At 36.7% G+C, this 4,420-nt stretch carries 6 protein-coding genes; 5 read left to right on the top strand and 1 reads right to left on the bottom strand.

All coding sequences use genetic code 11. The annotated features are described in order from the left end of the window. Positions 1 to 282, bottom strand: a 282-nt coding sequence (locus O3601_RS09280; RefSeq protein WP_371472707.1) for a hypothetical protein, incomplete at its 3' end; no start/stop codon positions are given. A gap of 148 nt (positions 283 to 430) precedes the next feature. Here O3601_RS09280 and O3601_RS09275 point away from each other — a divergent pair. From O3601_RS09275 to O3601_RS09255, 5 genes are all read left to right on the top strand, one after another. Beyond that, complete coding sequence (locus O3601_RS09275) at positions 431 to 592, top strand: hypothetical protein (protein WP_371472704.1); 162 nt, start codon at positions 431 to 433, stop codon at positions 590 to 592. 462 nt (positions 593 to 1,054) lie between these two features. After that, positions 1,055 to 1,423, top strand: coding sequence for a hypothetical protein (locus O3601_RS09270; RefSeq protein WP_371472701.1), 369 nt, complete (start codon positions 1,055 to 1,057; stop codon positions 1,421 to 1,423). 86 nt (positions 1,424 to 1,509) lie between these two features. Then, positions 1,510 to 2,616: a replication initiation factor domain-containing protein gene (locus O3601_RS09265; RefSeq protein WP_371472698.1), complete on the top strand. Its 1,107-nt coding sequence runs from the start codon at positions 1,510 to 1,512 to the stop codon at positions 2,614 to 2,616. After that, entirely contained in the window at positions 2,616 to 3,944 is a 1,329-nt protein-coding gene (locus tag O3601_RS09260) for an FtsK/SpoIIIE domain-containing protein (protein WP_371472696.1), read from the top strand. The genes O3601_RS09265 and O3601_RS09260 overlap by 1 nt, the downstream gene beginning before the upstream one ends. Before the next feature lie 79 nt (positions 3,945 to 4,023). Further along, positions 4,024 to 4,344 carry a hypothetical protein gene (locus O3601_RS09255; protein ID WP_261028862.1) on the top strand — a complete coding sequence of 107 codons (321 nt, stop codon included), beginning with the start codon at positions 4,024 to 4,026 and terminating at the stop codon, positions 4,342 to 4,344. The last annotated feature ends 76 nt before the right edge of the window (positions 4,345 to 4,420 follow it).

Here is a 4,420-nt window from a genome sequence, read left to right as displayed (position 1 = left end):
CGTATTGAAAAATTCGGGGTTAATCATATATGTACGACCAACAAATTTTGTCTTTTTCATTAAATTAGATTTTTCTAATTTATTGATGGCTCGTGTGATTGACCTCGTTGTCGTGTTTAATTTTACTGCTAAAATTTCGTTTTTATTTAGTCGAACTAAATTTGTAGTGTCGATTTGTGAAAGTAAATATAATAAAAGTTGATACTCAATTTTTGTTAATTCAAGATTTAATATTTCTTCTATATGATGCGCTTTAATTTGTATAGTTGTATTTTTTCCCATAATTTCACCTCTGGGTTAATTTTATCAAAAAAAGACATTAATGTCTACTAAAAACGATAAAAAAGTCTATTTAAACGGATTTGATATTGACTTTTATTTTTGGCTGTGATATACTTAAAGCATGAAGATATAGAAAGTAGGTGAGATTATGAACGACGAAGAGATTGAAAAATTTGTCTTGGATTTTATTGAAGATGAAAAAATCACACAAGGTTTTGTTGAAGCCTTCAATGAATTGCAAGCAGATTTAGACTCTGACGGAGGAAATATTGACCCTCCAGAACTTGCTCCGTCTCATTTGAAGCTTTGATTTTTAAAATTTTCTTCCGTCGGCGCAAACGTAAAAGCGCGACGATCAAATCGACGCGTCAAGGAGAAAAGCGTAGCGTACCTTGCGCAAGATTATCGTTGTGCTAGTTTGAATAAGCCAGACGAAGAAAATTGAAAATCTATTTCTTCCAGAGGCCGAGTCCAGCGTCGTACGCTGGTCGGGTTTGGGCGGAAGCCCAAAAGAAACATCTTTACATCTTAAAATAATTGATGTAAAATAAAAGTATCTTCTCGTCTTCGAACAACGAGAAGATACAAAAAAAGTCTTACCTAGACCTGCCAGTCACTTCAGTAAGACTCTCACTTTTTTTCGAACAAGACCATTATATCAAAAAAGGCCTCAGTGGGTCAAGTAGGGTGGTTAAATAAAAGTAGAGTGTCTTTTCTAAAGTGTTTGCAGGTCGTGGTAAGCGACTAACATTTTAGAAAGGACATTTTTTGCATGTCACAACTCGAAAAATTGAAAGCTCTGCAAGAAAGCAAGAGCAAAACCGCAAATTTAAGCCTATTTAGCAACTTAGTTGTTATCGATGTAGGTATTAAGCCAACTCAACACTTTCCGAAGCTCAAAGATGAATTTGGAAACAAAATCAAAGACGAAAATGGTAAGGATAAGCGTTCCGAAACTTCGGACGGTTATACTTATACCTTTACCGAATTTGGCACCGGAAAAATGGTTAAAGTAGTTCTTCCGGAAGAGCAAAGATTTGAGCTTTTGGGCTCGTATGTCGTCGTTGGTTTTGGTTACGATATCAAGCAAGCCAATATGATTTTTATTGAGCAAAAAGCGAAAATTGCTGAATATCGCTAATCTCGGGACCGCTGGAGCATCGCTCCAGCGGGTAGACCCCGAACACTAATCAGGGGGTCTACAAATACAGGAATTGAGGCACAAATATGGATAAAAACCCTTATAAATCAATGGTTTACAAGGTCGATTGGTTCTCTTTTACAGTATCTGACACTTTTGACGGTGGAGAGGACGGAAAAGACTTTGTTTTACTTAAAAATCTTGGTTATGATATCAATGATTTTGAAGCAGTTTCGGGACGATACTTTTATAATAGCGGAATTTCTCTCGGTAGGTATGTAAATATCTATTATAACGATTATGACAAGGATTTAATGAGAAATACGTCAAATAGTCGAAACTATGTATTTACTGGTCAAGGCTGTACTGATTTAGCTCAAAAAATTGAAAATGATTGGATTTCTCTTTTTAAAGTGCTGAAACAATTAGATGTCAAAATCACGCGTTTAGATATTGCTCTAGATGATTATAATGCAGTTGTTAGTTTTGATAAAATGGAGCGAAAACTAAAACTCGGCCATTATCGTTCATCAAAAAAGAGCTATAACATAGTAAAACAAGCCGATGTAAACGGTCAAATTAAAGGCTATACTTTGTACATCGGTTCTCAATCAAATTCTTCAACTGGCTCATATATGCTAAGAGCCTATGATAAATATGCACAATATCAATATAAAAACCAGATACCCCCTCGAGAAGCGATTGAAACGGGTATTTGGCAGCGATATGAAATATCGTATACCAAGAAAAAGGCTCGTAAAATCGTTGATTTAATGACTGAAGACGGTCAAACCATTGGGTCGGTTTTTATGGATACTATGCGAGATATCGTCGAATTTTTAGAACCAACCAAAACGCAAGCAAAGGAAATACAGCAGAATAAAAACCGCTGGAAAGTTTGCTCATGGTGGGAAAACTTTTTAGACGGTGCTGGTAAGGTTGATTTAGGTAACCCAGAAAAAGATTTAGATTTAGGTCGTTTGCTTCAATGGTTGCGTGTTTCAGTTGTTCCGTCATTGAAAATGCTTGAAGAGTTGGGCGAGGAAAAGGGATTTGATATTTATCAAATCATCAAGAAAATTGAGGTCGATGAGTATTCGAAAAAACAAAATCGTTTGTTGAACAATGCGAAAAAAATCGATAAATCGCAAATCAATTTATACCTCCAAAAATTTGAGGAGGGGGGATTGTAATGGCAGTCATCTACAAAAAGAACGCTCAGAACGTGTACAAAATACCGCTATACCGATTTTTTTGGTTCTGGTGGCTGTTAGTTGTATCTTTAGCTGTTTTGTCTTCAATAATTGGTATTGTTGTATCGATTAAAGCTGTTCAGTTTGCTCTTTGGTCGCTTGTGTTCGTTTTGATGATTGTACGAGCGTATTCACTGATGAAGTCAGTGATCAACGCGAAGTCAATCAAAACGTACATCACGCAAAAAGGAGCAGAACGAGCTATCACAAAGAGCCTACTCGCAACAATGTCAGTCAATCAACTGCGCGATACTCCACACATCGCTGTTCCGAGAGTGAGGGTAGGCGCAAGCCTACCCTCTCACGTAAAAGTGACCGTGGAAAAGCTCCCAGGGATGTATGATATCGAAAAATTGACCGAGGATATAAACTCCAGTTTTCGCGGAAAATTAGGCGCTTATGCGGTCGTTTCAAGTCGTATTACAGACGACGGTCTGTACTATAAATTTGTACTTGAAGATAAAGGCTCGGATAAAACATGGCGACCAAAGAGCCTTGAAGAGATGAAGCAAAAGAGCCATGAAATCAAATTACAGAATGATTTGATTATAAATCTTGCTGATAAACCTCATATCATTGCTTGGGGCAAGTCTGGAAGTGGTAAAAGTAGTTTGCTTTTCTCAATGATTTTGCAACTGTTTATGAGCGGTTCAGAGTTGTATTTCATTGACCCTAAGAGCGAGTTTTCAGCCTTTCAAGAGTTCTATTCGTCGGCTCGTATTCAAGAAGATACTGAAGCGATTTTGGAGCTGTTGAGACATGTTTGCGATGAGCTGAAAAGACGACAAAAAATCGTCGCTAAAGCTGTCAAAAAACAGCAAAAAATCGGCTTGCGTGGTTATGATATCGGTTTGACTCCGATTGTCGTCGTCGCTGATGAAATCGGCTCGGCTGTCGCGAGTATGGACAGCAAACAGAAAAAAGAGTTTTTGGCTCTACTCACTCAAATCGTCCAAAAAGGGCGGTCTGTATCTGTCTTTTGTATAGTCGCGACACAAAGTCCGAAAACTGATACTACCCTTTCAAGTGACATCAGAAGTCAGTTTGCGACCAAAATATTATTAGGTTCTGCGAATGCAGAAACGCAAAGAATGGCATTTGATGGCGAGGTCGCAACAAAGGGCGGTGTTGAACGCTTTAAAGGATTTTATATCTCTGACGGCAAGACAGATGAAACACCTCTTTCTTTTGCTGTGACGGATTTGCATACACATCATCTAAATGACCTTAAATGCTTTGAGAGAGCGTATAAAATGGGAAGCAGATAATAAAATTTATCTGCTTCTTTTGTGTTATAACGTGTTATTTTGTGTTATTATTGTATTATAAAATAATAGGTGGTGTATTATGAGTGAAAAAATGACTGTTTTAAATATCAGAATGAGTTTGGATGAAAAGCTTGAAATAAAGGAACGTGCTGAGCTTTCTGGGCAGACTGTTAGCTCTTATGCTCGCGATTTATTGTTTTCTATTGATAATACAGAAGATGAAAAAGATAATACAAATATAATACAAGAAAAAGATGAGCGTATTTCTGATTTGAAAGAACAGCTAGAAGACTACAAGAAACAAATTGAACAACTCCATACCATTATTTTAGCAACGCAGAAAGACAATCAACTACTTTTAGAACAAAGTAAAAAAAGTTGGTGGCAATTTTGGAAGTAAAAAAGCAAGATCATATAATCTTGCTTTTTTATAATTCATTGTTATATACTTCTACCAAAATTTCATGATTTTTTTT

The sequence above is a fragment of the Streptococcus sp. 20925_1_69 genome (assembly GCF_041432365.1).
In the GTDB taxonomy this organism is placed as follows: domain Bacteria; phylum Bacillota; class Bacilli; order Lactobacillales; family Streptococcaceae; genus Streptococcus.
This window is presented reverse-complemented; position numbering and strand designations above follow the sequence as displayed.

Bases quoted from the DNA above. Each gene is read 5' to 3' on its own strand.
- O3601_RS09275 (WP_371472704.1), top strand. From the start codon at position 431: ATGAACGACGAAGAGATTGAAAAATTTGTCTTGGATTTTATTGAAGAT.
- O3601_RS09270 (WP_371472701.1), top strand. From the start codon at position 1,055: ATGTCACAACTCGAAAAATTGAAAGCTCTGCAAGAAAGCAAGAGCAAA.
- O3601_RS09265 (WP_371472698.1), top strand. From the start codon at position 1,510: ATGGATAAAAACCCTTATAAATCAATGGTTTACAAGGTCGATTGGTTC.
- O3601_RS09260 (WP_371472696.1), top strand. From the start codon at position 2,616: ATGGCAGTCATCTACAAAAAGAACGCTCAGAACGTGTACAAAATACCG.
- O3601_RS09255 (WP_261028862.1), top strand. From the start codon at position 4,024: ATGAGTGAAAAAATGACTGTTTTAAATATCAGAATGAGTTTGGATGAA.